Annotated in this window: 22 protein-coding genes and 1 CRISPR repeat array; of the genes, 11 read left to right on the top strand and 11 right to left on the bottom strand. The window is 68.8% G+C overall.

The genetic code is table 11. The features are described from left to right. The 4 genes from ACFWGJ_RS08790 to ACFWGJ_RS08775 form a co-directional block, all read left to right on the top strand. Window positions 1–206 (top strand): hypothetical protein (locus ACFWGJ_RS08790; RefSeq protein ID WP_387321905.1); only part of this gene is annotated, 206 nt, incomplete at its 5' end. A gap of 4 nt (window positions 207–210) precedes the next feature. Beyond that, window positions 211–372: a hypothetical protein gene (locus tag ACFWGJ_RS08785; RefSeq protein ID WP_387321904.1), complete on the top strand. Its 162-nt coding sequence runs from the start codon at window positions 211–213 to the stop codon at window positions 370–372. A gap of 240 nt (window positions 373–612) precedes the next feature. Next, the gene (locus ACFWGJ_RS08780) at window positions 613–792 is read left to right on the top strand and encodes a hypothetical protein (RefSeq protein WP_387321903.1); all 180 of its coding nucleotides are present in this window, start codon (window positions 613–615) and stop codon (window positions 790–792) included. Window positions 793–1010: 218 nt separating this feature from the next. Next, a complete protein-coding gene (locus tag ACFWGJ_RS08775; RefSeq protein ID WP_387321902.1) occupies window positions 1011–1313 on the top strand; it encodes a hypothetical protein in 303 nt (100 codons plus the stop codon). Between the two features lie 313 nt (window positions 1314–1626). Here ACFWGJ_RS08775 and ACFWGJ_RS08770 read toward each other — a convergent pair whose 3' ends face one another. After that, entirely contained in the window at window positions 1627–1845 is a 219-nt protein-coding gene (locus tag ACFWGJ_RS08770) for a hypothetical protein (protein ID WP_387321901.1), read from the bottom strand. A gap of 532 nt (window positions 1846–2377) precedes the next feature. Here ACFWGJ_RS08770 and ACFWGJ_RS08765 point away from each other — a divergent pair. From ACFWGJ_RS08765 to ACFWGJ_RS08755, 3 genes are all read left to right on the top strand, one after another. Next, window positions 2378–3046 carry an HNH endonuclease family protein gene (locus ACFWGJ_RS08765; RefSeq protein WP_387321900.1) on the top strand — a complete coding sequence of 223 codons (669 nt, stop codon included), beginning with the start codon at window positions 2378–2380 and terminating at the stop codon, window positions 3044–3046. 128 nt (window positions 3047–3174) lie between these two features. After that, window positions 3175–3468 (top strand): DUF6207 family protein, encoded by a 294-nt coding sequence (locus ACFWGJ_RS08760; RefSeq protein ID WP_387321899.1) that lies wholly within the window; start codon window positions 3175–3177, stop codon window positions 3466–3468. Window positions 3469–4085: 617 nt separating this feature from the next. Continuing rightward, the gene (locus ACFWGJ_RS08755) at window positions 4086–5276 is read left to right on the top strand and encodes a glycosyltransferase (RefSeq protein WP_387321898.1); all 1191 of its coding nucleotides are present in this window, start codon (window positions 4086–4088) and stop codon (window positions 5274–5276) included. A gap of 20 nt (window positions 5277–5296) precedes the next feature. Here the strand turns inward: ACFWGJ_RS08755 and ACFWGJ_RS08750 are convergent, their stop codons facing one another. From ACFWGJ_RS08750 to ACFWGJ_RS08735, 4 genes are read right to left on the bottom strand one after another with little or no spacing between them, the layout of a single operon-like run. Further along, complete coding sequence (locus ACFWGJ_RS08750; RefSeq protein ID WP_387321896.1) at window positions 5297–5710, bottom strand: low molecular weight protein-tyrosine-phosphatase; 414 nt, start codon at window positions 5708–5710, stop codon at window positions 5297–5299. Beyond that, the gene (locus tag ACFWGJ_RS08745) at window positions 5698–6852 is read right to left on the bottom strand and encodes a DegT/DnrJ/EryC1/StrS family aminotransferase (protein WP_387321895.1); all 1155 of its coding nucleotides are present in this window, start codon (window positions 6850–6852) and stop codon (window positions 5698–5700) included. The genes ACFWGJ_RS08750 and ACFWGJ_RS08745 overlap by 13 nt, the downstream gene beginning before the upstream one ends. Window positions 6853–6854: 2 nt before the next feature. Next, entirely contained in the window at window positions 6855–7874 is a 1020-nt protein-coding gene (locus ACFWGJ_RS08740) for an ATP-grasp domain-containing protein (RefSeq protein ID WP_387321894.1), read from the bottom strand. Window positions 7875–7877: 3 nt separating this feature from the next. Further along, window positions 7878–8891 carry a dTDP-glucose 4,6-dehydratase gene (locus ACFWGJ_RS08735; RefSeq protein ID WP_387321893.1) on the bottom strand — a complete coding sequence of 338 codons (1014 nt, stop codon included), beginning with the start codon at window positions 8889–8891 and terminating at the stop codon, window positions 7878–7880. A gap of 259 nt (window positions 8892–9150) precedes the next feature. On the opposite strand from ACFWGJ_RS08735, the gene ACFWGJ_RS08730 reads away from it, so the two are divergent. Then, the gene (locus ACFWGJ_RS08730) at window positions 9151–10467 is read left to right on the top strand and encodes an XRE family transcriptional regulator (RefSeq protein ID WP_387321891.1); all 1317 of its coding nucleotides are present in this window, start codon (window positions 9151–9153) and stop codon (window positions 10465–10467) included. A gap of 272 nt (window positions 10468–10739) precedes the next feature. After that, a complete protein-coding gene (locus ACFWGJ_RS08725; RefSeq protein ID WP_387321890.1) occupies window positions 10740–11135 on the top strand; it encodes an Imm7 family immunity protein in 396 nt (131 codons plus the stop codon). A gap of 42 nt (window positions 11136–11177) precedes the next feature. Then, window positions 11178–11999: direct repeats of the CRISPR family, unit length 28 nt; unit sequence GGAGCATCCCCGCGGGTGCGGGGTCGAC. A gap of 190 nt (window positions 12000–12189) precedes the next feature. Here the strand turns inward: ACFWGJ_RS08725 and ACFWGJ_RS08720 are convergent. The 3 genes from ACFWGJ_RS08720 to ACFWGJ_RS08710 form a co-directional block, all read right to left on the bottom strand. Next, the gene (locus tag ACFWGJ_RS08720) at window positions 12190–12606 is read right to left on the bottom strand and encodes a hypothetical protein (protein ID WP_387321906.1); all 417 of its coding nucleotides are present in this window, start codon (window positions 12604–12606) and stop codon (window positions 12190–12192) included. A gap of 109 nt (window positions 12607–12715) precedes the next feature. Then, window positions 12716–13744, bottom strand: coding sequence for a YcaO-like family protein (locus ACFWGJ_RS08715; protein WP_387321888.1), 1029 nt, complete (start codon window positions 13742–13744; stop codon window positions 12716–12718). After that, window positions 13731–14048, bottom strand: coding sequence for a hypothetical protein (locus ACFWGJ_RS08710; protein WP_387321887.1), 318 nt, complete (start codon window positions 14046–14048; stop codon window positions 13731–13733). The genes ACFWGJ_RS08715 and ACFWGJ_RS08710 overlap by 14 nt, the downstream gene beginning before the upstream one ends. Window positions 14049–14625: 577 nt before the next feature. Between ACFWGJ_RS08710 and ACFWGJ_RS08705 the strand changes: the two genes are divergently transcribed. Together ACFWGJ_RS08705 and ACFWGJ_RS08700 are read left to right on the top strand one after the other, a co-directional pair. Beyond that, on the top strand, window positions 14626–19761 hold the full coding sequence (locus ACFWGJ_RS08705; protein ID WP_387321886.1) for a DUF6531 domain-containing protein: 5136 nt from the start codon (window positions 14626–14628) through the stop codon (window positions 19759–19761). Between the two features lie 22 nt (window positions 19762–19783). Then, window positions 19784–20182 carry a hypothetical protein gene (locus ACFWGJ_RS08700; protein ID WP_387321885.1) on the top strand — a complete coding sequence of 133 codons (399 nt, stop codon included), beginning with the start codon at window positions 19784–19786 and terminating at the stop codon, window positions 20180–20182. 58 nt (window positions 20183–20240) lie between these two features. Here the strand turns inward: ACFWGJ_RS08700 and ACFWGJ_RS08695 are convergent, their stop codons facing one another. The 3 genes from ACFWGJ_RS08695 to ACFWGJ_RS08685 form a co-directional block, all read right to left on the bottom strand. Further along, window positions 20241–20663, bottom strand: coding sequence for a hypothetical protein (locus ACFWGJ_RS08695; RefSeq protein ID WP_387321884.1), 423 nt, complete (start codon window positions 20661–20663; stop codon window positions 20241–20243). 167 nt (window positions 20664–20830) lie between these two features. Beyond that, entirely contained in the window at window positions 20831–22351 is a 1521-nt protein-coding gene (locus tag ACFWGJ_RS08690; RefSeq protein WP_387321883.1) for a hypothetical protein, read from the bottom strand. A 399-nt stretch (window positions 22352–22750) separates the two neighbouring features. Then, window positions 22751–23803 carry a hypothetical protein gene (locus ACFWGJ_RS08685; RefSeq protein ID WP_387321882.1) on the bottom strand — a complete coding sequence of 351 codons (1053 nt, stop codon included), beginning with the start codon at window positions 23801–23803 and terminating at the stop codon, window positions 22751–22753. Between the last annotated feature and the right edge of the window lie 6 nt (window positions 23804–23809).

The raw sequence follows: 23809 nt of genomic DNA, 5'->3' as shown, positions 1-23809 counted from the left end.
CTGGGACTTTACCGGGCCGGGTAGCTGTTTTCATTCAGTTGATTTCTCTCGGCATGAAGGAGCAACTCCCGGCGACAGCGATGACGAGCAGCGGGGGCCCTGGGACTTCAGCCCGCATCGACAAGCACAAGCGTGGAACAACGGAAAGGTTATTCACACAAGTCAGCAGGTTGAACGGGTTTATCGCAGGAGGCCTGCTGCAGTGAAGTCATGGCGGGCGAGGTCGTCGTGCACCGGTGGGCCGGCCGTCTTGCCCTTGCCGCGCTTCGTGCCGAGTACGCTCCACCAAAGGTTTTCCCCGCAGATGCGCCAGGCATTCCGGTCCGCCATCACGGCCCCGGCATCGTGTTCTTCGTCGGCCAGGAAGCGTAGCCGAACTCCGGGTCGTTACGGTGCGCATCGAACAGCGCGTTCGCGCGGTAGGCCTCCCCCGGCGTGGCATCGGCGCTTCACGGCGTGGCGGCGCGGCACTTGGTACCAGGACAGTGCGGCTGACGCTGAAAAACAACACGACATTTCCCTGCGCGTTCAGAGAGGATGGACAGAGGTATCGGCGGCCCGCCAGGGGTTCGCCGCAATTCTCGCGTAAGGGGGAAGGAAATGCGTAAACGTATGATCACCATCCTCATCACCACTGCGGCCGTGGTGATGAGCGTGGCTCCGGCCGCGTCGGCGCTTGCGCTGCCATGGGACAGCCACCGAGTTCAGCCCGCTGGTCACGTTGAAGGCGGCGTCGCACCCACCGGCCACCACGAGGGCAATATCACGCCTGCCGGTCAGCACGACAACTGATGTTCTGTCGGGGATACCGTCAGCAGCCAGGGCGTGGCCGTCACGTAGCACGTAGCAGTCGCCGTCGTCGACACACTGGCTTACGGCAAGCGATCTCCGCCCGCGGCATCCGGCGAGCAGTTCCCGAACCTGGTTGCGCCCGCCCCATTTTCCTTGTTCGGCTCGGACAGGGCCACGTAGCATGCAGCCATGGGGTCAAGTCTGGGCGAGGGTGATGGTTGCGAACTGCCGCCACCGCTGTGTGCTGGCTCACCGACGATCCACAACCGGGGCTAATCCTGGTGGAGTTCGCCGACGCGCACGACCGCCCTCACCAATTGGTCGGCAAAACCGCCTACTTCAACGGGGACCTACTGTCGACGTCGGATTACCCATGCCCGACCAGCATTCAGTGCACAATCAAAGACGTCACTGACGACATCGCCACAGTGAGCACGTGGTGGCTGGAGGGCGGCCCCAACAACACACGTTTCATCTTCGACGTCTGGCTGGACACGCTCAAGCCGACCGCCGACATCTGACGGGCACCTTCGTCCAGAACTTCCGGTACTGGGTCAAGCACCGGAGCCCAACCGGCTGGCTCCACAGCCAGCTACCGCGGTCACACACACCGAAGGAATTCGTGGCGCGAGGACGGGACCTCACTGACGCGTCTGGCTCCAGCAATCGAAGACACGGAGGCATTGCCCGTCGTCGACGCGCCGAGTGGGGCAGCGAGATCCGCTCCTTCGGTGCCGTTGGACGCACCCGTGGGGGGCGCCGCCCGGGTGAACCTGCCCCGGACCGCGCCCCCTCCCCCGCCCCTCGAACCGGGTGGCAGGACCCGCGCGACGGTCAGGTCAACGGATTACTGCACCCCGACGACCACTGATGAGAGCTGATCTTGTTGTTCGCGTTGATCCTGCCGCCATCGTCCTCGACGAGGGTGTTGTCCCTCAGGTCGTCCACGTACAGCTCACCGCGGCGCAGACAGCCGGTGTGGCCGTCGGCGCCCTTGTTCTCCCAGAACTGCACATTGTTGACACCGCCGGAGTAGGTGCCGGTGTTCAGCAACGAGATCGCCTTGTCGTTGGACGGACTACGGAAGGGGCCGGTGGTGTCGTTCCAGTGAACGATATGGAGCTGGGCACGCCGGTGGTGCTCGCCCGCCCCCTGGAGGGTTTTCGCCTACTGTCGTCGGTAATCAGCGCCGGGCAGCTGGCCGGTGCCAAGAGCACCCCGGTCAACGCGACCTTCACACGCTCGCCCGGCGGCGACCGCGGGGCAGTGGGCGGTGCTGCCCGGCGGCCCGCGCCCGGACGCCGACCGGCGCGACATCGCGATGGCGGCCCGCCGCCTGGAGCGGCTGACCAAGGTCTGTGTCTGGTTTGTGGTACATCGTGTGCGTGCGGGATCCGCCACCCCCAGGTGAAGGCCCGCGTTCGGGTCACGTCTTGAGCTTTGGCTCGGCGGGACCCGCCGCTCCTCCCGGCTCCCCACAGGAGGCAACGCGGCTGCGCGGAGCCGGTATGACTGTTCCCCTCGCCCGGGTGACGCCGGCCCCCTTTCGCGTCGCAGTCGGATGTGAGACCGGTATCAACGCAGCATGCTCACCTTCGCGTTGCGCAGCCTGACGGCTGCCGCTTTCCTCGCCCTGCCTCTGACTGCCCCGGCCGCCGCGGAGTCCGCTCGGCACGGTGCCCCGCTGCCCCTGGCGGCCGCGGTCGAATTGCTGCCGTCGGCCGTCGAGTCCCGTGAGGGGTACCAGCGCAGCTCCTTCAAGCACTGGAACGTGGGCCAGAATCCGTCCGACGGCTGCAATACCCGCGCCGAGGTACTGATCGCCGAATCACGGGTGGAACCGGTCGTCGAGGCAGGCTGCAAGATCGTGGCAGGCGAGTGGTACTCGTATTACGACGGGGTCACCCTCACCGCTCCCGGCGGTCTGGACATCGACCATATGGTTCCGCTCGCCGAAGCCTGGGACTCCGGCGCCTCCACCTGGACAGCCCAGCGCCGCGAGGCCTACGCCAACGACCAAGGCGCCGAGCACAGTCTGGAGGCGGTTTCCGCCCGCAGCAACCGCGCCAAGAGCGACAAGGACCCCGCCGATTGGCAACCGCCGCTCGCCGACGCCCGCTGCACCTACACCGCGCACTGGGTCGCCACCAAGCTGCGCTGGCAACTGACCGTCGACGACCGCGAACGCGCTGCCCTGTCCGAGCTCGCGGCAGGCTGCGGGCAGGAGACGGTCGACTACGAGACCGCGCCGTAGCAACTCCCCCAGTCCGCCCCGTGCACGCCTGCTCCCCCGCCGAGGCGGGCGTCCACCGGGCTCGGCCTGCCCACTCGGTCGGGTGAATCCGGCTCAGGCAGAGAACCCCGCCCGGGCCCGCACACGTCGTGGCAGGCGTGGATGCCATCCAGGAAGCCCATCTGTCCGAGTCCGGCCTGCTCGTCCTCGACGTGGCCGGCCTCGACGACACCACCGTCTACGCGTTCCAGGACGCGATCGCCCGCACGTGGGCCGCGACCGTCGACCGCACCACCCGCACCCCGGGCCAGCCCGGGGTGCGCGTGCGCATGTACGTCGACCTGCGGCAGCCCCTCACGCAGGCGTCGCCGGAGCAGATGCTCACCGGTGGCACGCAGGAGGCCTGGTCCGCCACCACGGGGGGAGAGGCGGACCAGGCTTGAATTGCACTGTCCCACAACGGCCTTTGCGAGGTGCTGCTGCAGGTGCTCCGTGTCCGGGGTGAGGCCGTGCTCGATACGGAAGAGGCCGGCGTCGAAGCTGCGGAGGGCTTCGGTGTCCACGGACCAGGAGAACACCGTGGTCGGCGCCTGCCAGCCCAGGCGGCGTGCGTATCCGGTGGAGGCTGTTTACAGGGTGGCGAGGACCGCGCCTTGCTCCTGGAGGGGGGCGGATCCGCTCGGTGAGCATGCGCGCGGCCAGGTGGTTTCCGCGTTCTTCCGGTGCGACGCAGCCCGATCCCAGGCAGGCGGCGGGTACGGGGTTCCCGCCGAAGAACTGCGGGATCAGCAGGCCGAGGCCGCCCGCGACGATGCGACCGTGCTTCAGGACGACGCGGACGTCGGCGTGCGAACCGGGCCTGCTCGTCCTCAACGTGGCCAGGCTCGACGCTCCGCAACGCTGCGACGTCTGCCCGGTGTTGCGGGCAAACGGCCGGGGGACCTGTTCCGGGCGCCACCCTTGGCGACTGTGGGAGGCTCAGGGACCTGGCCGCATACACCCCAGAGGGTCTCGTGCAGGCCGGGTTGGACGTGGTGTTCGAGAGCGAGTGGATAGGTCTGTGAACAGTAATCACCGTGTGGTGTTGGGGGCTGGCCGGCCTCTCCGTCTGATCGTTACGGGTGGCGGGACGGGTGGGCATACGTATCCGGCGCTGACCGCGGTACGCACGCTGCAGTCCCGGCTCACCGCGCAGGGGGCGGGGCTGGAGGTGCTGTGGGTGGGCAAGGCCGACAGTCTGGAGTCGCGGGTCGCGGCCGCGGAGGGGATCGCGTTCACGTCGGTCGCCACGGGCAAGATCCGGCGGTCGAAGAACCCGGTCAAGCTGGTGTCGCCGTCGAACGTGGCGGACATGAGCCGGGTGCCGCTCGGGGTGCTCCAGGCACGCAAGGCGATCAGCGGTTTCCGTCCCGACGTGGTGCTGGCGACGGGCGGATACGTGGCGGTGCCGGTCGGGGTGGCGGCGACCCGGCTGTGCCGTGTCCCTCTGGTGGTGCACGAGCAGACGGTGCGGCTGGGCCTGGCCAACCGGACCCTCGCCGGCACGGCGACGCGTGTGGCGGTCTCCTCGGAGTCGACGCTGCCCCTGCTGCCGCCGGGCGTGCGCGCTGCGGCGGTGGTCACCGGCAATCCGGTACGGCCCGAGGTGTTCACCGGCCAGGGCGCGAAGGCGGTCGAGGCGCTGGGCCTGGACGGCTTCGATGGGCGGCTGCCGACCGTCTACGTGACGGGGGGCGCGCAGGGCTCCCAGCAGATCAACCATCTGGTGCGGGACGTGCTGCCGTGGCTGGTGGAGAACGCCAACGTGATCCACCAGTGCGGCCCCGACAACGTCACCGAGCTGCGCCAGGCCACCGCACACCTGCCGGAAGCAGGCGCTCGCCGCTACCACCTGACCGGGTATGTGGGTGCGGAGTTGCCCGATGTCCTCGCGCTGGTGGACGTGGTGCTCTCGCGCAGCGGTGCCGGGACGATCGCCGAGCTGACCGCGCTGGGCAAGCCGGCGGTGTTCGTGCCGCTCGCCTCCGCGGCCGGTAACGAGCAGGCGCACAACGCCCGGCACCTGGCGGACCACGGCGCCGCTCTCGCGCTGGCCGACGACGTGTCCCCCGCGCGGCTGCGCGAGGTGATGGCGCCGCTGCTCACCGATCCCATGCTGCGCTCGGAGATGGCGGAGCGGGCCCGCTCGCTGGGCCGTCCCGATGCCGCCGAGCGGCTGGTCGACGTCGTGCTCGACGCGGCCGGCGCGTAGCAGCGGGCCCGCTCGCAAGCTCAGGGCAGGTGCTGTGATGCGGCCGCCTCGATGAGGTCGGCGCAGGCGCGGAAAGCCTGCTCGTCGCCGCGGTAGGGGTCGGGAACATCTCCCCCGCCGAGGTAGAGGGACAGGGTGCCGGCGTCCGGGCCGCCCAGGGTGCGGAGTTCGTCAAGGACGGCGCGGTCCATGGCCAGGACGAGGTCCGCCCAGGCCATCAGGTCGGGGGTGACCTGGGTGGCGCGGTGGCCGGTGAGGTCGTAGCCGCGGGCGGCGGCGAGGCGGAGCATCTCCTCGTGGGCGGGGCCGCCCGCCCACTTATCGCGCAGGCCCGCCGAGCGGACCAGCACGCAGGTGCCGCCGTGGTGGGTGAGGACGGCGGCCGCGTACGGGGAGCGGCAGATGTTGCCCAGGCAGACGGTCAGGATGCGCATGGCACCACCGTTGGTGTCGGCAGGGCTCGGGTCAGGGCGGCGAGGACGGGCGGGACGTCGGATGCGGTCATGCCGGGGTGGAAGGGCAGGCTCATGAGCCGGCGGGCGGACTGCTCGGTGACGGGCAGCGGCCGGTGCCAGGGCCGGAAGGCGGGCTGGGTGTGGTTGGGGGGATAGTGCACGCCGACTCCGAAGCCGGCGGCGCGCATCTGCGCGAAGACCCGGTCCCGCTCACCGCCGGGGAGGTGGACGACGCAGTTGAAGGGGACCGTGCGGTCGATGCCGACGTCGACCAGGTGCACACGGGCGTGCGGTTGGAGGCCGGTGGCGTACGCCTGCCAGAGGGTTTTCCTTCTGGCGGCTGCGGTCTCGAAGTGCTGCAGCTGCACCAGGCCGATCGCGGCGTTCAGCGCCGACATGGTGGCGCGCAGCCCGAACTGTTCGACGGTGTAGGCGGTGGCGGCGGCACGCTCGCGCTGGGACTGGGGGATGCCCAGAGCCCGCAGGCTGCGCAGGGTGGTGGCTTCGGCAGGGGTGCGCGGAATGATTCCGCCGCCTTGGCCGCAGGTCAGGTTCTTGATCGGGCCGAAGGAGAAGCAGGTGATTACGTCTGGTTGGGCGCCGACGAAGGTGTGGTCAAGGTGGCGGGAGCCGAAGGCGTGGGCGGCGTCCTGGACCACCGTGATCTGCCGTGCGTGGAGCTCGTCGTGCAGGGCGGAGAGATCGACGGCGCGGCCGCCGTACAGGACCGGGATCACGGCGCGGGTGGCGTCGGTGAGCGCGGCGCGGACCACGGTGTCATCGATGCACAGGGTGCGCGGATTGATCTCGATGAAGCGGGGGCGGGCGCCGGTCGCGAGGATCGCGTGGATGGTGGCGCAGTACGTCTGCGAGGGGACGATCACCTCGCCTCCGGGTCCGGCTCCGGCAGCGAGAAGGGCGAGGTGCAGGGCGGCCGTGCCGGAAGCGACAGCCACCATCTGCGGGGCGCCGAGGTAGGCGGCCACGGCCTGTTCGAACTGCTCGACGAGCGGGCCGTGCCCGTACTGGCCGGCCTCAAGCGCCTCGGTGAGCGCGGCGGCTTCCGGTCCGTGCAGGAAGGGACGGGCGTTCTGGGACGCTGGGGCGGGAGCGGTCGGCATGGTCAGCGGGTCCCTTCGGCTGCGGCTGCTAGGTGGTGTGCCTGGAGGATGTGGGACGGGGGCCAGGTGCCAGTGGCGACGGTCTCGAAGCCCTTGGTGAGGTACACGCCCGCCGTGTAGGTGAGCTGCGTGTGGTCGACGGGCTGTTCGAACAGGCCGTGGAGGCTCTGCTGGACCAGGCGGGCGCCGGCCGCTTCGGCAAGCGGGAACGCGCCGGCGAAGCGCGCGTTGACTTCGGTGATCACCACACGGCCGGTGCCGTGCTGGATGAACCCCTGCACGCAGCAGGGGCCGGCGGCGCCGACGGCAGCGAGGGTCCGCTGCACCCAGGTGGTGGCTTCCTCGTGGTGGAAGGTGCGGCTGACCACCGACAGGCCGGCCTTGACCAGGAGCCGGTGGCGCAGGATGACGGCGGCACGGCCGGTGCGGTCGACGAGGCAGTCGGCGGTGAACTCCTGCCCGCTGATGCGTTCCTGGATGATCGGATCGGGGACGAGTTCGCACAGGGTGCCCGCCTGGGCGGCGGTCTCGCAGGGGTGCACGTGCTTGCTGCCGTATCCGCGGCGGGGTTTGATGATCAGCGGGAACCGCAGGTCGGCGTCGGCGAGTTCGTGCGGGAGGAACGTGGCCGGGGTGGGGATCTCCCGCGCGGTGAGCACGGCGTGGAAGGCGGCCTTGTCGCCGCAGGTTTCCACGGTGTCGGGCTCCGGCAGCCATGTCCGCACACCCAGGCCGGCCAGTTCGGCGCGCAGGCCTGCCAGTGCGGGCAGTTCGCCCTCCACGGTGGACAGCAGGGCGTCGGGGCCAAGGGTCTGGCACACCTGCAGCAGCCGGGTGCCGAAGGACCGGTGTCCGGCCGGCGGCAGGAGGCAGGGTGTGACGCCCGGCAGGGCGAGGCCGCAGGCCAGCGGGCTGGCGTCAGCGGCGATCACGTAGCAGCCGAGTTTGATGAGATGCCGGGTGAGATCAAAACCCGGAGCGCCGCCCACGCCGGTGACCAGGATGCGTTTGCCGCTGTTCATGACTCAGCCCTTCACGGGAGCGGTGACGTCGGCGTGCGCTGACAGCAGGTGCACGTCCGGTAGGGGACGTGCCGGGTGCTCGGGGTGGGTGCGATACCACTGGACGGTCTGCGCGAGGCCGTCGGTGAGGGACCAGGTGGGCCGGTAGCCGAGATCGTCCGCGATCTTCGACCAGTCCATGGCGTAGCGGACGTCGTTGGACCGGCGGTCCGGGACGTAGGTGACCGCACTCCAGTCGGCTCCGCACAGTTGCACGAGGTGCCGGGTGAGTTCGCGGCTGGTCAGGTCCGTGCCGCCGGCGATGTTGTAGACCTCGCCGGGGATGCCGCAGCGCAGGACGAGTTCGATGCCCCGGCAGTTGTCCTCGACGTGCAGCCAGTTGCGTATGTGCTGGCCCTGGCCGTGCAAGGGGACGGGCTGGCCGGCGAGCAGGCGGGTGATGAACAGGGGGACGAGCTTCTCGGGATGCTGGCGCGGTCCGTACTGGTTGGAGGAGCGGGTGACGCACACCGGGACGTGGTCGGTACGGAACGCCGACAGCGCCATCAGGTCACCGGCCGCCTTGGACGCGGCGTACGGGACGGTCGCGTTGAGCGGGGAGCGTTCCGTTGCACAGCCCGTGGCCATCGGCCCGTACACCTCGTCGGTGGACACGTGCACGAACTTCTTGACGCTGTGGCGGCGGGCGGCATCCAGGAGGGTGTGGGTGCCCAGCACGTTGGTGGCCAGGAACGGAGCCGTGTCGACGAGGGACCGGTCGACGTGGGTTTCGGCCGCGAAGTGCACGATGGCGTCGTGGCCTGCGGCGAGTTCGTCGACGAGGCGCCGGTCGAGGATGTTGCCGCACACGAACCGGAGCTTCGGCGAGGAGAGGGCCGCGCCGAGGTTGGCCTTGCGGCCGGCGTAGGTGAGGGCGTCGAGGACGGTCACGCCGGTGATGTCGTCGCACGCCAGAAGTCGTTGCACGAAGTGCGAGCCGATGAATCCGGCTCCACCGGTGACGAGCACTGTTTCCATGAGCAGTTCCGATCCTCAAGGGCCGGGATCCCGTTTGCGCGTGAGCCGGGCGGCTGTCCCGCTGCGGGGAAAGCGTGCCGGCCGCCGCGATGCGCACCGTCTGCCTGGTGCCGTGGCTGGGACGCATGCTGCCGTCTGCGGCAACAGGACGAGAGTGCGCTCAACTGTTCGGCCGCGTCGACCAGTTGGAGGGGGTCCCGCGGGGGTCCCTCTCTCAATACAGTCACCGTTCATGAGCACTGAGTGATTGGATGGAGGGGTGGAAGAGACCACCCGCCACCCGCTGGTTGTGGCGCGCCTGGCGGTCGGCATGACGATGGAGGAACTCGTCTGCGGCATCCGTGCCGCGGCCGTCCGCCGCGGCCTGCGCTCAGGCACGGACGTAGCGCGGGTGCGCAAATGGCAGCGCGGTACCGCACCCAACGGTGAGTCCCAGATCTACATCGCCGAGGCGCTGGGCTGGCCCGCGGACATGGTCCGTGCCGACGACTGGCCGAACTGGCTGCCGCTCACCGCCACCGGCGTCATCCCGCTCGGCGACCACAGCTCCGTACCCGCCCTCAGAGAGGCCCTGCGAACCGCGATGGACCGCCGCACCTTCTTCACGATCTCCGGTGCCACCCTGTCCGCGCTGGCCGCGGACTGGGCCGCCGGCCCTACGAGCGCACTCGCCCAGGCCCGTGACGGCAAACCGATCGGCGAGGACTTCGTCACCTTCCTGGAGCACACCAGCGGGCATCTGTCCGGCCTGCCCACCGAGCAGCGCCAGCACACCGCCGCTCTGCTGGACGCACACCTGTCCACCGTGACCGATCTCCTCGAACACGGCCGCTACTCCCCCGCCCTCGGGCTGCGTCTGCACACCCTGGCGGCCTCCCTGTCACAGACCGTCGCCTGGCACCGCTTCGACCTGGGCCAGCACACCCAGGCCAGCCAGAACTGGGTCGCCGGCCTGCACAACGCCCACGCCGCCGGGGATCACGACCGGGGCGCGGGCCTTTTAGGCGATCTCGCCTACCAGGCCGCCTGGCGAGGCGACCACACCACCGCGGCGGGCATCCTGCACCACGCCCTGACCCGCGCCCACAACCCCGCCGCCCGCTGCCTGCTCCAACTGCGCCTCGCCCGCACCCTCGCCGCGCGCGGCGACCGCAGCGAACGACGCAGCGTGCTGCGCGCCCTGACCGCCGCCGAGAAACACCTTTCCGACGCAGGAGCCGACCGGCCCGCCTGGTGCGCCTGGGTGTCCGAGGCAGACCTCGCCGTCGACTCCGGGCAGGCCCTCCTGGACCTCGGCGACACCGGCCGCGCCCACCGGCTCCTCACCGAAGGCGAACACCTGCTGCCCGCTGCCCGGGACAAAACCCGCGGAGTGTTCCTCACCTACCAGGCCGCCAGCTACCTCGACCTGAAGGAACCCGAGCCCGCCGTGGCCGCAGCGGCCGAGGCCCTGGTGCTGGCCCGCCGCATCGGCGCACCCCGCTGCATCAGCCTCGTCAACGACCTGCTCCCCCGCTTCCAGACCTACGGCAACACTCCCGGCGTTCCGGAGTTCCTCCAACTCGCTGCCGCATAGCCACAATCAGAGCGGCCCGGACCGAGGACGCTCTCGGTGCATACGGATCAAACCCATGCAGCCACCCCCGGCCGCCAGAGCAAAGAGCACACCGTGACCGGCGTCGGTCAGCGCCTGCGGAGGCCGAACCTTGATCAGGTCGCCGTATGCAGCCCACCCCTGCTCGGTCAGGGAGGTGACGGTGGTCTTCGAACTGGCCTCCTCCGCAGTCGCGTCCGGCGCAAGATGCCGGGGCCGAACGGTGAAGCAGGTCATCTCCCTACGATCGTGGGATGTTTGAGTACCACGGATGGATCACGGTCAGGGGGACGGCAGCGGATGAGGACGACGAGCCTCGGCTGCAACAGATCATCGATGGCCTTCGCCTTCGCATCGCCCGGATGGACAGCCCGTACGTGCTCGATCTCAGGTGGATGAACGGCGAGCCGTTTATCCACCTCGGCGGCTCTTCCAATCACCGCTCATCGCCTGACGCTGCCGAACTGTTCGAGCATGTGGCAGTGGTCGCCCCTGGTTCCTACGGGCTCCTCCACCTTCGCGATGACGAGGAACCGGGCCACGAAAACGAGGTGCGCGTGCTGAGACTCGCCCGAGGGATGGTCACTCAGCACACGGAGGCACTGCTGTCCCCGTGCAACCCGACGGTGGAAGATCCCTCCCCAGGCTGACGCATCAGCGGCGCCCCTGGCGACGTTCATCAGCCGGTCCAGGGAGGACCCCCGCGGACGCGGGGTCGACTTCCCACGTGGACGGCATGAACTGCGCAATACCGGAGGATCCCCGCGGGCGCGGGGTCGACGCCGTGATGCCGCTGGATCGCGGCCCACGTCGAGGAGGATCCCCGCGGGCGCGGGGTCGACTACTGGGGCGGCCCTTTTCGGCCGACGCCCCGCGGGAGGATCCCCGCGGGCGCGGGGTCGACACGCCGCCGTGCTCGCCGATCCACGTCTGGAACGGAGGATCCCCGCGGGTGCGGGGTCGACGCGGGGACGTCACCGCGTTCGGCAATGAGGCGGGGAGCATCCCCGCGGGTGCGGGGTCGACGCCCGTCTGGCGGCAGTACACGGTCGGTACATCGGAGCATCCCCGCGGGTGCGGGGTCGACCGTCACCGTCTGGGTGGAGGGGTGCACGTGTACGGAGCATCCCCGCGGGTGCGGGGTCGACGTCGTCCGGTAGCGGTCCGCGGTCTCCAGCGGCGGAGCATCCCCGCGGGTGCGGGGTCGACGATCTGGTCGGCGTGGATCATGCGGCGTTCTCCGGAGCATCCCCGCGGGTGCGGGGTCGACCAGGGTGCAGCCGTGGAGGGCGTGGCCGATGGCGGAGCATCCCCGCGGGTGCGGGGTCGACCGGGACTGCGCGGCGGTGCCGGAACGATCGAACGGAGCATCCCCGCGGGTGCGGGGTCGACTTGCGGGGTGTGTTGGCCACGGCGCGGGCCTCCGGAGCATCCCCGCGGGTGCGGGGTCGACGCTCGGGGGCGGTAGTGGACGGCTCGTCAACGCGGAGCATCCCCGCGGGTGCGGGGTCGACACTTGCTGAGCTGGGACTTTACCGGGCCGGGTAGCTGTTTTCATTCAGTTGATTTCTCTCGGCATGAAGGAGCAACTCCCGGCGACAGCGATGACGAGCAGCGGGCGCCCTGGGACTTCAGCCCGCATCAACAAGCACAAGCGTGAAAAAGTCGAAAGATTATTCACACAAGTCAGCAGGTCGAACGGGTTTATCGCAGGAGGCCTGCTGCAGTGAAGTCATGGCGGACGAGGTCGTCGTGCACCGGCCCACCGGCCTTCTTTCTTTTGCCGCGCTTCGTGCCGAACACGCTCCACCAACGGAAGCCGTCCAGGCGCACGGCGAGGGCGCGGGCCAGCCAGAGGCCGACGCCCCCGGTGCCGCAGCCGGCGTCCACCAGGAGCTGGCCCTGGGACATGCGCAGTCGGGCGGTCATCAGCCCCAGTAGCGGCCAGTCGCAGGAGCTGGAGGCGGCCACCTCGGCCGGATAGTCCTCGCCCATGGCCGCGGCGTACAGGCGGGCGGTCAGATCCGAGCGGGCCCGGGCACCGTGGAAGGCGTCGTACGCGGCAGCACGGCTCTCGGCGGGCGGGGGTTTGGCGGGTACCGGGCGAAGGGTGGCGTTCATCTGGGCATCGACCTCCTGATCCGTGAGCGGGTGCCGGGGCAGACGACCTGGACGGCGTGGACCGGGTCGTCAGCGTCGGACAAGTCCAGGGCCACGGGTTCGTACCCGGTCACCGCGTGGATGCGGCCGGCAGCGGCGGCGACCCGGTCGGTGAATTCACCGGCCAGCGGAGTGGAACGTGCGGCGGCTTCGGGCCATGGCATGTGCTGCGGGCCCGGCAGGCAGGGGCGGCGTCGAAGCTGCCGGGGTCGCTGCCGAGGTCGTCGCGCAACCCGGAGATCACGGTCCGCCGGGACTGCGCCGCCTCGGTCAGTGCTCGGCTCAGTGCGATGGCCGGATCGTCGTGGCAGCCGCCCCCGGCGAAGACGGCGGGGTGGTCCTCCGACCACAGGTACGCCACGCACACCGGCAGCCCGTACGGGCCGTCCACAAGCCCGATCTCCAGCGACGTCCCGGCGGCCGACATCCGATCGACGATCGTGGAGCACCGTGGGTCGTCGACCGAGGCCGGGTCGATGAGATGGCGCTGTCGGCCCCCTTGCTGCCCGTCGTGGTAGAGCACGTCGCGCTCGACGACCTCGAACAGGGCGTGCAACAGCGCCTCGTTCCGGCTATTTCCGCAGGCCAGGCTGGTGCTGGTCGCGCGCAGCAGGTCCAGTGTCCATTCGGGCCGCTGCACTCGGCGCCGGACGAGATCGACGGGCAGCAGCTGTTTTGCGCCGCTGATCAGGGCGGTCCCCGGCGTCCACTCCCACACGATCCTCGTCAGGGCGCGCTCGGACACGGGGGTGAGCAGCAGCAGTTCGCTCACCGGGCAGGTAGGGACTACCTCGGCGGCCGGGCCGCGGGTAGTGACGGGCATCGGCTGCTCGGCGTGCCACAGCTCGATCGCCTCCATGACCGCGGACAGTTTGGCCAGCAGGTCGGTGGCGCATTTGCCCTGGGACACCCACAGGGTCCGTGCAGCGGGCCGGATCGCCGCCCACACGGGCAGGCCGATCACGTCGAGGCCGCTCAGGTCGGCGACCCGGGTGATTCCGTAGTCCGGCAGCCGGCCGGTCACCGCCGCCCACGTCTGTTCCGGCGGCCGGGCGCGCACCGTGCCGAGCAGCGGTACCGGCTGGTCAGCGCACGCCATGGGATGCCTCCGTGATCGTGTTCACGAAGCTCAGCTCCGTGGTGTCGTGGTTGACCGTGTCGGCTTCTTCGAGCAGGCCCGGCATGAGCCGCTTGGCCGCCGCGAGGGCGCGTCCGGCGCTCACCAGGCCGCGTACGGACGCCTCCGCGTCGAAACGCTGCTCGGAGCACTGCAGTGAAGCACTTCGAGACGGCGTCGCGTACTGCTGGCGTGCGGGCGGCAGCGGTGGCCGTAGAACCTCGATGAGGCGCAGTTCACGGACGTCGAGCAGGTCGAGGGTGGGCTGCTGCCAAATGGAAAACATTGGCGCAGGCTGTCATGGCGGCTGGTGCGGCCTTACCGGATTGCCTGATTCAGTAATCGACGGGGCGTGTGGTCATCCGCCCTGCAGGCGAGGAGCATCGTCAGCACGCCTGCGAAATCGCGTTGCCCATTACAGCCAACGCGACTTCTCCTTATGTGCGATGGGGCGTTCCCCACAGTTGGTTTCTTCTTCAGCGATACCCTCCCACTCCATGATCTTTTTTACGCCAAACGAATGGAAGCGCTCGCCGCATTACCCCTGTGATCAGGGCAGGAGAGGCAAGTCGCAGTAAGTAACCATCACTTACCGGCCGTATCTCTCATCAGGCGTTAGTTCTCGTGCCCTGCGGATCAAGCATCACTGCGGCCGTCTTTCACGTCTTCCTCACAGGTGATGCATCATGTCCATACACGTACGAAGACTTGTCATAACCGCTCTGGCGCTGGCCCTTGTGGCCATCGCGGGAATTGTTCCCGCGTGGGCATCGCCCCGCGCCAGCCCACCCCCTCCTGCTGCAGCAGCTGTTGCGCAGCCCAAGGCCAGGACGGCGGCCGATCTACCGAAGCCGCCCAAGGCCATGACGCTGGCCGAGCGCCGTCGTCAGATGAACGAGGACCGGGACGAGCGGTCGCCGATGCGTGCGTACATGGACGCGCCCGAGAGAACACTCAAGGGCAAACCCCATGCAAAGCCGAAGACAAGCGAGGTGAAGCGCGGTCCCGCCGCCGAACCGGGCGCCACCACTCAGCGCCTCGCCGCGGCGCCCGAGAACCCGACCTCGGTGTCGGCCTGGGCGACCGCGTACCCCGGGATGTTGTCGATCGGCGGGCAGGTGAAGCTGCCCAAGCGGGGCTCGACGTACACCGGGATGTGGCTGTACGTCCTGGACGAGGCGGGATTCCCCGTCGTCCAGCAGGAGATCAAGAAGTCCACCGACGATCCCAGCGGGAACACCCCAGCTACCGGGGCCTGGTGCTACGACTGGTGGGCAAGCAACTCCTACCCCACCGACCAGTGCTTCTGGTGGGCCGGCAGTACGCTCGGCGGAATCCTGGAGGACGGCAAGAAGTACTACGCCTGGGTCTTCCTGAACGCCGCCGACGGCTCGTCGAGCCCAGGAGGAACCACCTCACCATTGGTGGAGGCGTTCTACACGCCCGACATCCCCGGCGCGCAGGCGGGCATCTGCACCTGCTACGCGCAGGCCCACCGGGCCGACCCGGTCAACACGGCGACCGGCATGTTCTTCGAGCAGCTCACCGACGCCTCCCTGGTCAGCCCCGGCGTGCCGCTCGCCCTGGAGCGCACCTACCGGTCCGACTCGGCAACTGTGGGCCTGCTGGGGCGGGGCTGGGCGACACCGTTTGACGCGAAGCTGACGGTCGCGACCGGGAAGGTGACGTACCGGACGGACGACGGGGCGTCGTTCGTGTTCACGCAGGCCAGCGACGGCAGCTACACCGCTCCGGGCGGATCGGCAGCCAAACTGGTCAAGAGCACCAGCAACTACACCCTCACGACACCGGACCACACCAAACGGACCTTCACCACCGGCGGCCAGCTCACCTCTGTGCTGGACACCGCAGGCAAGGGGCTCAGCCTGACGTACGCGTCGGGCCAGCTGGCCTCCGTCAAGGACGCCGCGGGACGCACCACCACATTCACGGTGGGCGCCGACGGACTCCTGTCCAAAGTCGGCCTGCCCGACAGCACTTCGGTCTCCTACGGCTACAGCAACGGTCTGCTGACCTCGGTGACCGATCCGGCCGACAACGTGTCCTCGTACACCTACGACACGAACAAACGCCTCTCCTCCTACACCGACCCGGCGGACGGCACGGTCACCAACGTCTACGACACAGCCGGCCGCATCAAGTCCCAGACCGACCAGAACAAGAAGACCACGACCTTCACCTGGGACGGCAAGAGCGAGTCACACACCACCGCGCCCGACGGCGGCGTCTGGACCGACGTATACGCCGGCAACGTCCTGATGGAGACCATCGACCCGTACGGCGAGAACATCACCTACGACTACGACCGCACACTGCGGCCCGTCTCCATCACCGACCAGCGCGGCAACACCACGACGATGACGTACGACAGCGCCGGACGGATGCTCACCCGCAGCTCACCCACCACCCTGGGCTACACCGAGAAATGGACCTACGACAGCGCGGGCAACATCACCAGCCACACCGACGGCCGCAACAACAAGACCATCTACGCGTACAACACGTCGAACCAGCTGACCTCGACCACCGACCCGCTGGACGGCAAGGTCGGCTACACGTACACCACGCTCGGCTCCATCGCGACCGTGACAACACCGCGCAACAAGACCACGCTCTACGGCTACGACTCCGCGGGCAACCGGACGTCGGTCACCACGCCGCTGGGTGAGAAGACGACGTTCACGTACGACAAGGCCGGCCGGATCCTGTCGAAGACGGACCCTCGCGGCAACGCCACCGGAGCCGACCCGGCCGCCTACACCACCAGCTACACCTACGACGGGCGCGGACTGCTCAAGTCGGCGACCGACCCGCTGAACCGCACCACGACCTACCAGTACAACGGCGCCGAACAGCTCACCTCCGCGCAGAACCCGGCGGACAACACCACCAGCTACACCTACGACGACGCCGGACACCTGACCCGAACCACCGACCCGGCGGACAACTCCGTCACCCGCACCTACGACGCGAGCGGGCGCCTGGCCTCCAAGACCGACACGGTCGGCAACAAGACCACCTACACCTACGACAAGGTGGGCCGCCTGCTCACCAGCGTCTCCCCGCGCGGCAACGCCGCTGGCGCCGACCCGGCCGCCTACACCACCAGCTACACCTACGACGCGGCAGGCAACAACACCAAGGTCACCGGCCCGGCCGGCACGACCTCCACCACCTACGACGCGATCAACCGGCCGCTGGTGGTCACCGACCCGCTCACCCACACCACCAAATACACCTACGACGCCAACGACAACGTCACCAAGGTCACCGACGCCGCAAACAACACGGTCAGCTCCGTCTACGACAAGAACAACCAGCTGACCAGCAGCACCAACCAGCTCAGCAAGACCACCACCTACGCCTACGACGCCGACGGGAACCTGCTCAGCCGCACCTCCCCGCTGGGCAACAAGGAGAGCTGGACCTACGACAGCGACAACCGCCAGGCCACCGCAGTCGACCCCCGCGGCAACGCCACCGGCGCCGATCCCGCTCAGTACACCACCACTTACGGCTACGACCTGGCCGGCAACCTCACCACGGTCACCGACCCGCTCGGCGGCGTGAGCACCACCGCCTTCGACGCGGTGAACAACGTCGTCAAACAGACGGACGCCGACAAACGCGTCACCGCCTACGAGTACGACAAGCTCGACCAGCTCACCACCGTCACCGCCCCCGGCGGCGCCGTCACCACCTACGGTCACGACAAGGTCGGCAACGTCACACTGCGCACCGACGCCAACGACCACAAGACCACCTACGACTACGACGCGGCCCGACGCCTGACCACGGTCACCGACCCACTGGACCGCGTAACGACCTACGGGTACGACGCGGACAGCAACCTGGTCAAGAAGACCACCCCCCGCGGCTCCACCAGCTACACCTTCGACCCGCGGGGCCTGCCCACGAAAATCGACTACTCCGACTCCACTCCGGACGCGACCTTCGGCTACGACGCCGCAGGACAGCTGACCGCCCGTGCCAACTCCAAGATCTCCGAGGACTTCGTCTACGACGAGGTCGGCAACCTGACCAAGACCCGCGGCTTCGCCTACACCTACGACGCCGTCGGGCAGATGCTCACCCGCAAGTACTCCGACGGCAACACCATCACCCACACCTACGACAACGACGGCCGCACGGCGACGATGGCAGCCGACGGCAAAACCACCACCTACACCTGGGACGCCGCGGACAACCTCACCAGGTCCGCCCTGCCCAACACCGAAACCGAGGACCGCACCTACGACCGGGCCGGCCGCCTTACCGCCGTCGCCACCATCAAAGCGGGCACCACGGTCACCAAGACCGCACAGACGCTGTCCGCCGCGGGCCTGCCCACCCACACCGACATCACCCGCGAGGGTGTCGGCACCGGCGGCTACGACCTCACCTACGACACCGCGGGCCGCCTCACCTCCGGCTGCTTCCCGCAACCCTGGGTCACCGGCTGCGCCGCCAGCCGCACCACCTCCTACACCTACGACAAGGTCGGCAACCGCCAGACCTCCACCCTGGGCAGCACCTCGACCGCCTACGCCTACGACGCGGGTGACCAGCTCACCTCCACCACGACCGGCACCGCGACAACCGCCTTCACACACGACGCTGAGGGCAACCAAACCAAGGCGGGCACCGACAGCTACACCTACGACCTGGCCGGACAGATATCCGCCGCCACCGTCGCGGGGGCCGCCTACACCTACGACCACGACGCCAGCGGCAATCAGGTCACCACCTCCCAGGACGGCACAGTCACCAGCCGCACCCAGTGGGACCCCAACGCACCCCTGCCGATCCTGACCACCGAGTACGACAGCGCCTGGGCCATCAAGCAGTCCTACCGCTACGACCCGCTCGGCCAGCCCACCGCCACCAAGACCGGCGCCGGGACGCTCTTCTACTACCACCACGACACACAGGGCTCCCCGGTAGACGTCACCAGCAGCACCGGCACCCTCCACCAGCGCTGGGCCTACGACCCGTTCGGCACCCGCGTCCTCAACACCACCAGCAGCGGCGCCCCTGCCAGTACCCCGTCCTACACCGGCGCGCGGTACGAGACCACCACCGGCAACCTCGACCTGCACGCCCGCCAGTACAACACCGGCACCGGCCGCTTCACGAGCCCCGACCCCGCCACCCGGGGCCAGACCACGCCACACGTCTCGCCGTACGCCTACGCCGACAACGTCCCCACTTTCCTGACCGACCCCAGCGGTCTGACCCCAGGTGACCCCAACGATCGCGTCGACAGCGTCGGCGAAGCGCTCGGCATCTTCGGCGACGCCTTCGTCGACGTCGTCAAGTCACCCTTCGTGTTCCTCGGCGACGCACACGACGCGTTCACCGGCGACAACGGCGGCGCAGGCGCCTTCGTCGACAAGTACCTCCCCGTCCGCCCCGCCTACCGGTTGTACCGCGCGGAATACCTGCTCCGCCAGCAAGGCTGCGACGCCCTCGCCGACCTGTACGCCGAAGCAGCCGAGGAACTCGCACAGCAGATCGCCCTCGTGGGAGTCGGTGGACTCACCGGATGGAGACGGCAGGCATACGAGGCAGAGACCTCGATCCTCGGAGCAGAGGGGCTGGCGAAGGGCTCAGCCAGCGGTGGGTTGTTCTTCCACGGAGCCAGTGTGAAGTCGCTGGTCGATATCCTGAACAAGGGACTCGACGCGACCGCGGCGGCAGCAGGACACACTGACGGGCCGGGAGGCTTTTTCCTCGCCACGCACTACGCCGATGCGCAATTCTTTGCGCTCAGGCAGCTAGGACAGAAAGGGATCATCAAGGTCAGGATCACAGACACCGCGATGAACAGGCTTGAAGAAGCCGGGGCCGTAAGTCGTAAAATCCCGGAGTCGCCTAAATCGCCCAAATTCGAGGGGTATGAGTTCCACATACCGCCATCGGCCTTCAACCTCTTCAACGAACTCAGGCAGGGCGGCGAGATTGAGATATCTCCCTGAAGACATTGCCCCACTCGACCCGATGGACTTTCTGCTCAAGAACGAAAGTAGATTTTTCCGTCTGGGCAGCTACGATCCGATCGAACTGGCTGGGATGATCGCCACCGAAGCTCTGACTCTGGGCTCGGCAAAAGTGCTCATCCAATCCGACGGAGAGTGGCTGACCGTGACGGCAGAACAGGACTGGCTCCACGATCGCGAGCAAGCCTTTTCCGCGATCACGCCATTCCCGCAGGCGGGGGCCAACAGCATGCTGGCAGAGATCCTGGCAGTTGCTTTCTCGGCAGGCGTGACAACTGCCACTCAAGAAGGGGCCAAACTGATCAAGGGCGACAGCACCATGCCCACACCCGAGGTCGACCCAAGCGCAGGACGTTCAGTTTCCTTCATGCTCCGTCGATCGTCCCCACCCGTTCACTGAGCGGCACGCGGCCGCAGAAGCCCACCAGTTTCTGCGGCCGCTCAACCACAGGGCATCCTCACGGAGGATGCGATCCCAATAATGGACTGCTCTTGGGATTCGCTGCCCGGTTACGAGATGAATCCCAGCAGCCCTGCACTGCCATGGAGGAGAACCTCTCCTCTGTGTCGGGCACATTGCGTTCGACCACAGCAACGCTGCCCTCCTCGCCGACCTTCTGCCAGCTCTCGCGATCGTCCGATTGGACAATGCCCATGGCAGGCGACTCGCCCTGCTCGCCGCAGCCCGGCAGAACCTCAGTCACCCAGGCCAGATGGCGGATGGGCTCGATCGGAAACGCGCCGGCTTCTCCACCTACTTCGGAGAGACCGATCACTGCCGCGCCATCCGAGGCCGGCGCGGCGGACGAGCAGGAAAGGCTTCCGAGAGCAGCCAGGTGTTCCAGGCGAGTACGCCCGAAGGGCGCGGCCCGGATCATCATGATGTTCGACTACCGGCGGCGGTCCGGCCGGTACGCCGGTGCACGCGAGTCGCGAGTTCACACGACAGCAGAGCGACACTCAAAGCCCGCGACCACCCGGGCGGACAGCCCCCAAGCGTCAGAGCGACCATTCCGGCGCCCTTCGCGATCGGGTTTCCGGCCAGCAGTCACAGCGTGGCCTCCTCCGCACATATCCTCATGGCCCGTGCGCGCTCATGTCCGCTCCTTTCCACAGGCAGACGATCTCTGCGTCCTGCTCCGACTTGCGGTCGAAACGCCAGCCTCCTGCCCAGAGCCTCGCAGGCACGGACGGCCTCGGCCTCGTCCTGCAAGCGTCGCTTCCAGTCGAGGTCCGATTCGCGCGTGCGCTGGCCGCGGGCAGGCGGGCGTCGGTGGGCGCGGGCGGCGTAAATCTGCCGCGGAGTGGGGGCATCACTCCACGTCTGTGTCGGCAACGAGGCGAGGAAGGTCTCCTCGTCCTCGCGCAGCACCGGCCGGTACACCGGCACTGCCGCCGCCTGCCAGCGGCGGTCCTTCCGGGCCGTGGCGAGCTGTGCGCGCAGGTCGGGGCGCAGTTGTCGGGTGTAGTGCTGCCAGGCGGGATCGTGGCGGTGGAAACGTTCGCGGAGCATGGCCTGGTGGCGCTGTCCGTCGTCATCGACGGGCGGGGCGTCCGCAGCCAGTTGCCCGGCGGGCGGGAGTTCACCGCGGCGTCCGCGGCGGGCGATCTCGTGGTGGACGTAAGCGGCAGGATCGCGCAGGCGCGGGGGAGCACCCCAGCAGGCCAGTTCGTCTGCGAGGTCCTGCCACATCCACCCGAGGCGGATGAGGGGGCGCAGGGCGTAGGCAACGCGCCGGGAGCAGGTTCCGTGCAGCCACCACACCTCGCGCTGCATCCGTTCGGTGAGCGTGATCGCGTCGGCGCACTGGCCCGCGGTGAAGGATGCACGGTGTCGCGCGGGACGCGCGGGGCGCGTGTAGTCAAGATCTCTCTTACCCTCCTGCAGGCGAGTGGAGCGTGAGGTGGGAGCAACAGAAGGGGTGCAACGCTCCCGGCCTCGACGGCGCCTCCGGGAGAGGCGGGTGGCACGGCGGGCTGCGGCGGTCGCGCGGGTGCGGCCTGCTGGGGTGTAGCCGATCAGGCGGGCCCGGTAGCCGCGGCCGTGGATGCGGTGCCCCTGGGCCCGGTCCCAGTGGGGTGGGGCCAGGAGGGCGTAGAGGGTGGCGGTGCCGCGGTAGCCGTGGCCGGGCCGCCAGGCGGTGCCATGCCGGGCGCGGAGTGCGTTGCGGTTCGAGCCGTGCTCGACCCAGGCGATCAGGCCGAGTTCGCGCAGGTAGCGGGCGTGGTTGAGGACGGTGCGGCGGCTGACGCCGAGCTCGGCGGTGGTCGACATGATGTTGAACGCGATGTGGCCGTCGCGGTTGCGGTGTGCGCGGGCGGCGAACGCGGCCGCCAGGCGCAGTGTGGTGACTCCCGCCTGAGGGTGGAAGCGGACCATGTAGTGGGCGGCGGCGAGGAAGTCGGCGGCGCGGCGCAGCCGCCGGGAGCCGGTGGCCCGCACTTCCTGCTCGCCGCGGTCGACGATCAAAGCGAAGCGGGGCGCTGACATCGACGACTGCGAGCGGCAGTTGGGGGCGCGCGAGTTTGGTTGCGGCTCGGTGTGCCGGGTGGGGAGGGAGTCGGGCATCGTAACTCCTGTCGCGGGTGCGCCCCGTGGCAGCACAAGACCGGTGACGGTCTGGTGGTTTGTCAGAAGTGTGTTCGGTTGGATCTAGGGGTTGCAGCCCCGGTCCGGCAGATGAAGTCCTGGCCACAGGCCCGGTGGGACCCGGGCGGGTGGCGTGAGGGGCGGAGCAGACGGCCGGCACGCCGTCGCCTCCGCCCCTGTCTGCTGTCTAGGTGTCGTCCGCCTCGGCAGGCGCCACCTCGTGGCGGAGCGGACCAGGCGCCGGAAAAGCCGTCTCACCGAGGACGGCGGGGACGTGCGGCAGCAGTACAGGGCCACGCAACCACGCGGGTACGGGGTACGACGCTGTGAAGCCGCGGTCGCTGTCGCCGTCACGCGTGGTGTCAGGCCGCGTCGGGGTCATTGCGAGTCCACCATTCGGAACTCGTGCGAGAGAATCCTCGGTTTGCCGCTGGTGGGTAGGTGGGCCAGGAGCATGCCCTGGAACTCGTCGATCACGGCGATGCGTCTGGCCGGGTTGAAGACGGCCTCTTCCTTGTTCGGGACGATCTTCGCGCGGAGGAAGAACTCCTCCTTGAGCACAAAGTGCTGGTCGTGCGCGGAGGGCACGACGGCCAGGGTGGAGCCGTCGCGCAGCTTCAGCGCGTAGATCTGCTGGTGGCGGGCGTCGCGCTGCTTGAAGGACTTCGTCGCCACTCGGGCGTCCTTGTTCTGGTTGCGTTCCTTGTAGACCTTCAGAGCGGCCCTGGTGGAGGCGCTGGAGGCCAGGGCCTGTCCGGCACCGGTCCCGCCGGTGACGAAGTGGTCCTCGAAGGCGTCGGCGACCTGGTTGGGGGCCAGCTTTCCGCTGCGTGTCGTGGGGTTGACGGCCGTGGCCAGTCCCGCACGGTCGGTCGCGATCGGTGCGGGCAGCCGGGCGCTCTTGTTGTCCCCCAGGGCGACCGTGGCGACGTTGCGCCATCCCTTGTCGTCCGCCTGGTCGAAGATGAGCAGGCCCTTCCAGCCGGTGCGGTCGACCTTCACCTCGGTGGCGAACCATCGCTCCCCCGCCGGGACGTAGACGACGGGCTCCACGTAGTAGAAGGGGGCGGCGTACTTCTTGCGCTCGGCAACGGTGCGGGTGCGCCAGGTCTTGTAGTCGGCGACCGACTGCTCCAGCAACTGGCCGCCCTCGACCGCGGCGAGCAGTCGTCTGGCCTGTGCAGAGGGTGATGTGCTGCGTCCTTGCATGGCGTTGGACCAGTTGTTGACGGAGACGTACCGGGCGAGGATCTCCTTGGCCTCGTCCCGGGTCACGGCGCCTTTCCGGGCGGGAGCGGGGGCCGTTGCGGTGGTGCGGCGGGTGTCGTGCGGATCATCGTGGTTGTCCGGCAGGCCGCAGCCGGCGGGCAGGGTGAGCGCTGCGGCGGTGGCGAGGGCGCAGGCGATGCGGTGGCGTGGCGGGGTTCTCATCAGGAA

It is taken from the genome of Streptomyces sp. NPDC060205 (genome assembly GCF_042728395.1).
Taxonomy (GTDB): domain Bacteria; phylum Actinomycetota; class Actinomycetes; order Streptomycetales; family Streptomycetaceae; genus Streptomyces.
Note: the sequence above shows the minus strand (reverse complement) of the source record. Positions and strands in the feature narration are given on the sequence as shown.

Coding starts and splice junctions, on each gene's coding strand:
- ACFWGJ_RS08785 (WP_387321904.1), top strand. CDS start 211: ATGGCGGGCGAGGTCGTCGTGCACCGGTGGGCCGGCCGTCTTGCCCTT.
- ACFWGJ_RS08780 (WP_387321903.1), top strand. CDS start 613: ATGATCACCATCCTCATCACCACTGCGGCCGTGGTGATGAGCGTGGCT.
- ACFWGJ_RS08765 (WP_387321900.1), top strand. CDS start 2,378: ATGCTCACCTTCGCGTTGCGCAGCCTGACGGCTGCCGCTTTCCTCGCC.
- ACFWGJ_RS08750 (WP_387321896.1), bottom strand. CDS start 5,710: ATGCGCATCCTGACCGTCTGCCTGGGCAACATCTGCCGCTCCCCGTAC.
- ACFWGJ_RS08745 (WP_387321895.1), bottom strand. CDS start 6,852: ATGCCGACCGCTCCCGCCCCAGCGTCCCAGAACGCCCGTCCCTTCCTG.
- ACFWGJ_RS08740 (WP_387321894.1), bottom strand. CDS start 7,874: ATGAACAGCGGCAAACGCATCCTGGTCACCGGCGTGGGCGGCGCTCCG.
- ACFWGJ_RS08735 (WP_387321893.1), bottom strand. CDS start 8,891: ATGGAAACAGTGCTCGTCACCGGTGGAGCCGGATTCATCGGCTCGCAC.
- ACFWGJ_RS08725 (WP_387321890.1), top strand. CDS start 10,740: ATGTTTGAGTACCACGGATGGATCACGGTCAGGGGGACGGCAGCGGAT.
- ACFWGJ_RS08720 (WP_387321906.1), bottom strand. CDS start 12,606: ATGAACGCCACCCTTCGCCCGGTACCCGCCAAACCCCCGCCCGCCGAG.
- ACFWGJ_RS08715 (WP_387321888.1), bottom strand. CDS start 13,744: ATGGCGTGCGCTGACCAGCCGGTACCGCTGCTCGGCACGGTGCGCGCC.
- ACFWGJ_RS08710 (WP_387321887.1), bottom strand. CDS start 14,048: ATGTTTTCCATTTGGCAGCAGCCCACCCTCGACCTGCTCGACGTCCGT.
- ACFWGJ_RS08705 (WP_387321886.1), top strand. CDS start 14,626: ATGACGCTGGCCGAGCGCCGTCGTCAGATGAACGAGGACCGGGACGAG.
- ACFWGJ_RS08700 (WP_387321885.1), top strand. CDS start 19,784: ATGGACTTTCTGCTCAAGAACGAAAGTAGATTTTTCCGTCTGGGCAGC.
- ACFWGJ_RS08695 (WP_387321884.1), bottom strand. CDS start 20,663: ATGATGATCCGGGCCGCGCCCTTCGGGCGTACTCGCCTGGAACACCTG.
- ACFWGJ_RS08690 (WP_387321883.1), bottom strand. CDS start 22,351: ATGCCCGACTCCCTCCCCACCCGGCACACCGAGCCGCAACCAAACTCG.
- ACFWGJ_RS08685 (WP_387321882.1), bottom strand. CDS start 23,803: ATGAGAACCCCGCCACGCCACCGCATCGCCTGCGCCCTCGCCACCGCC.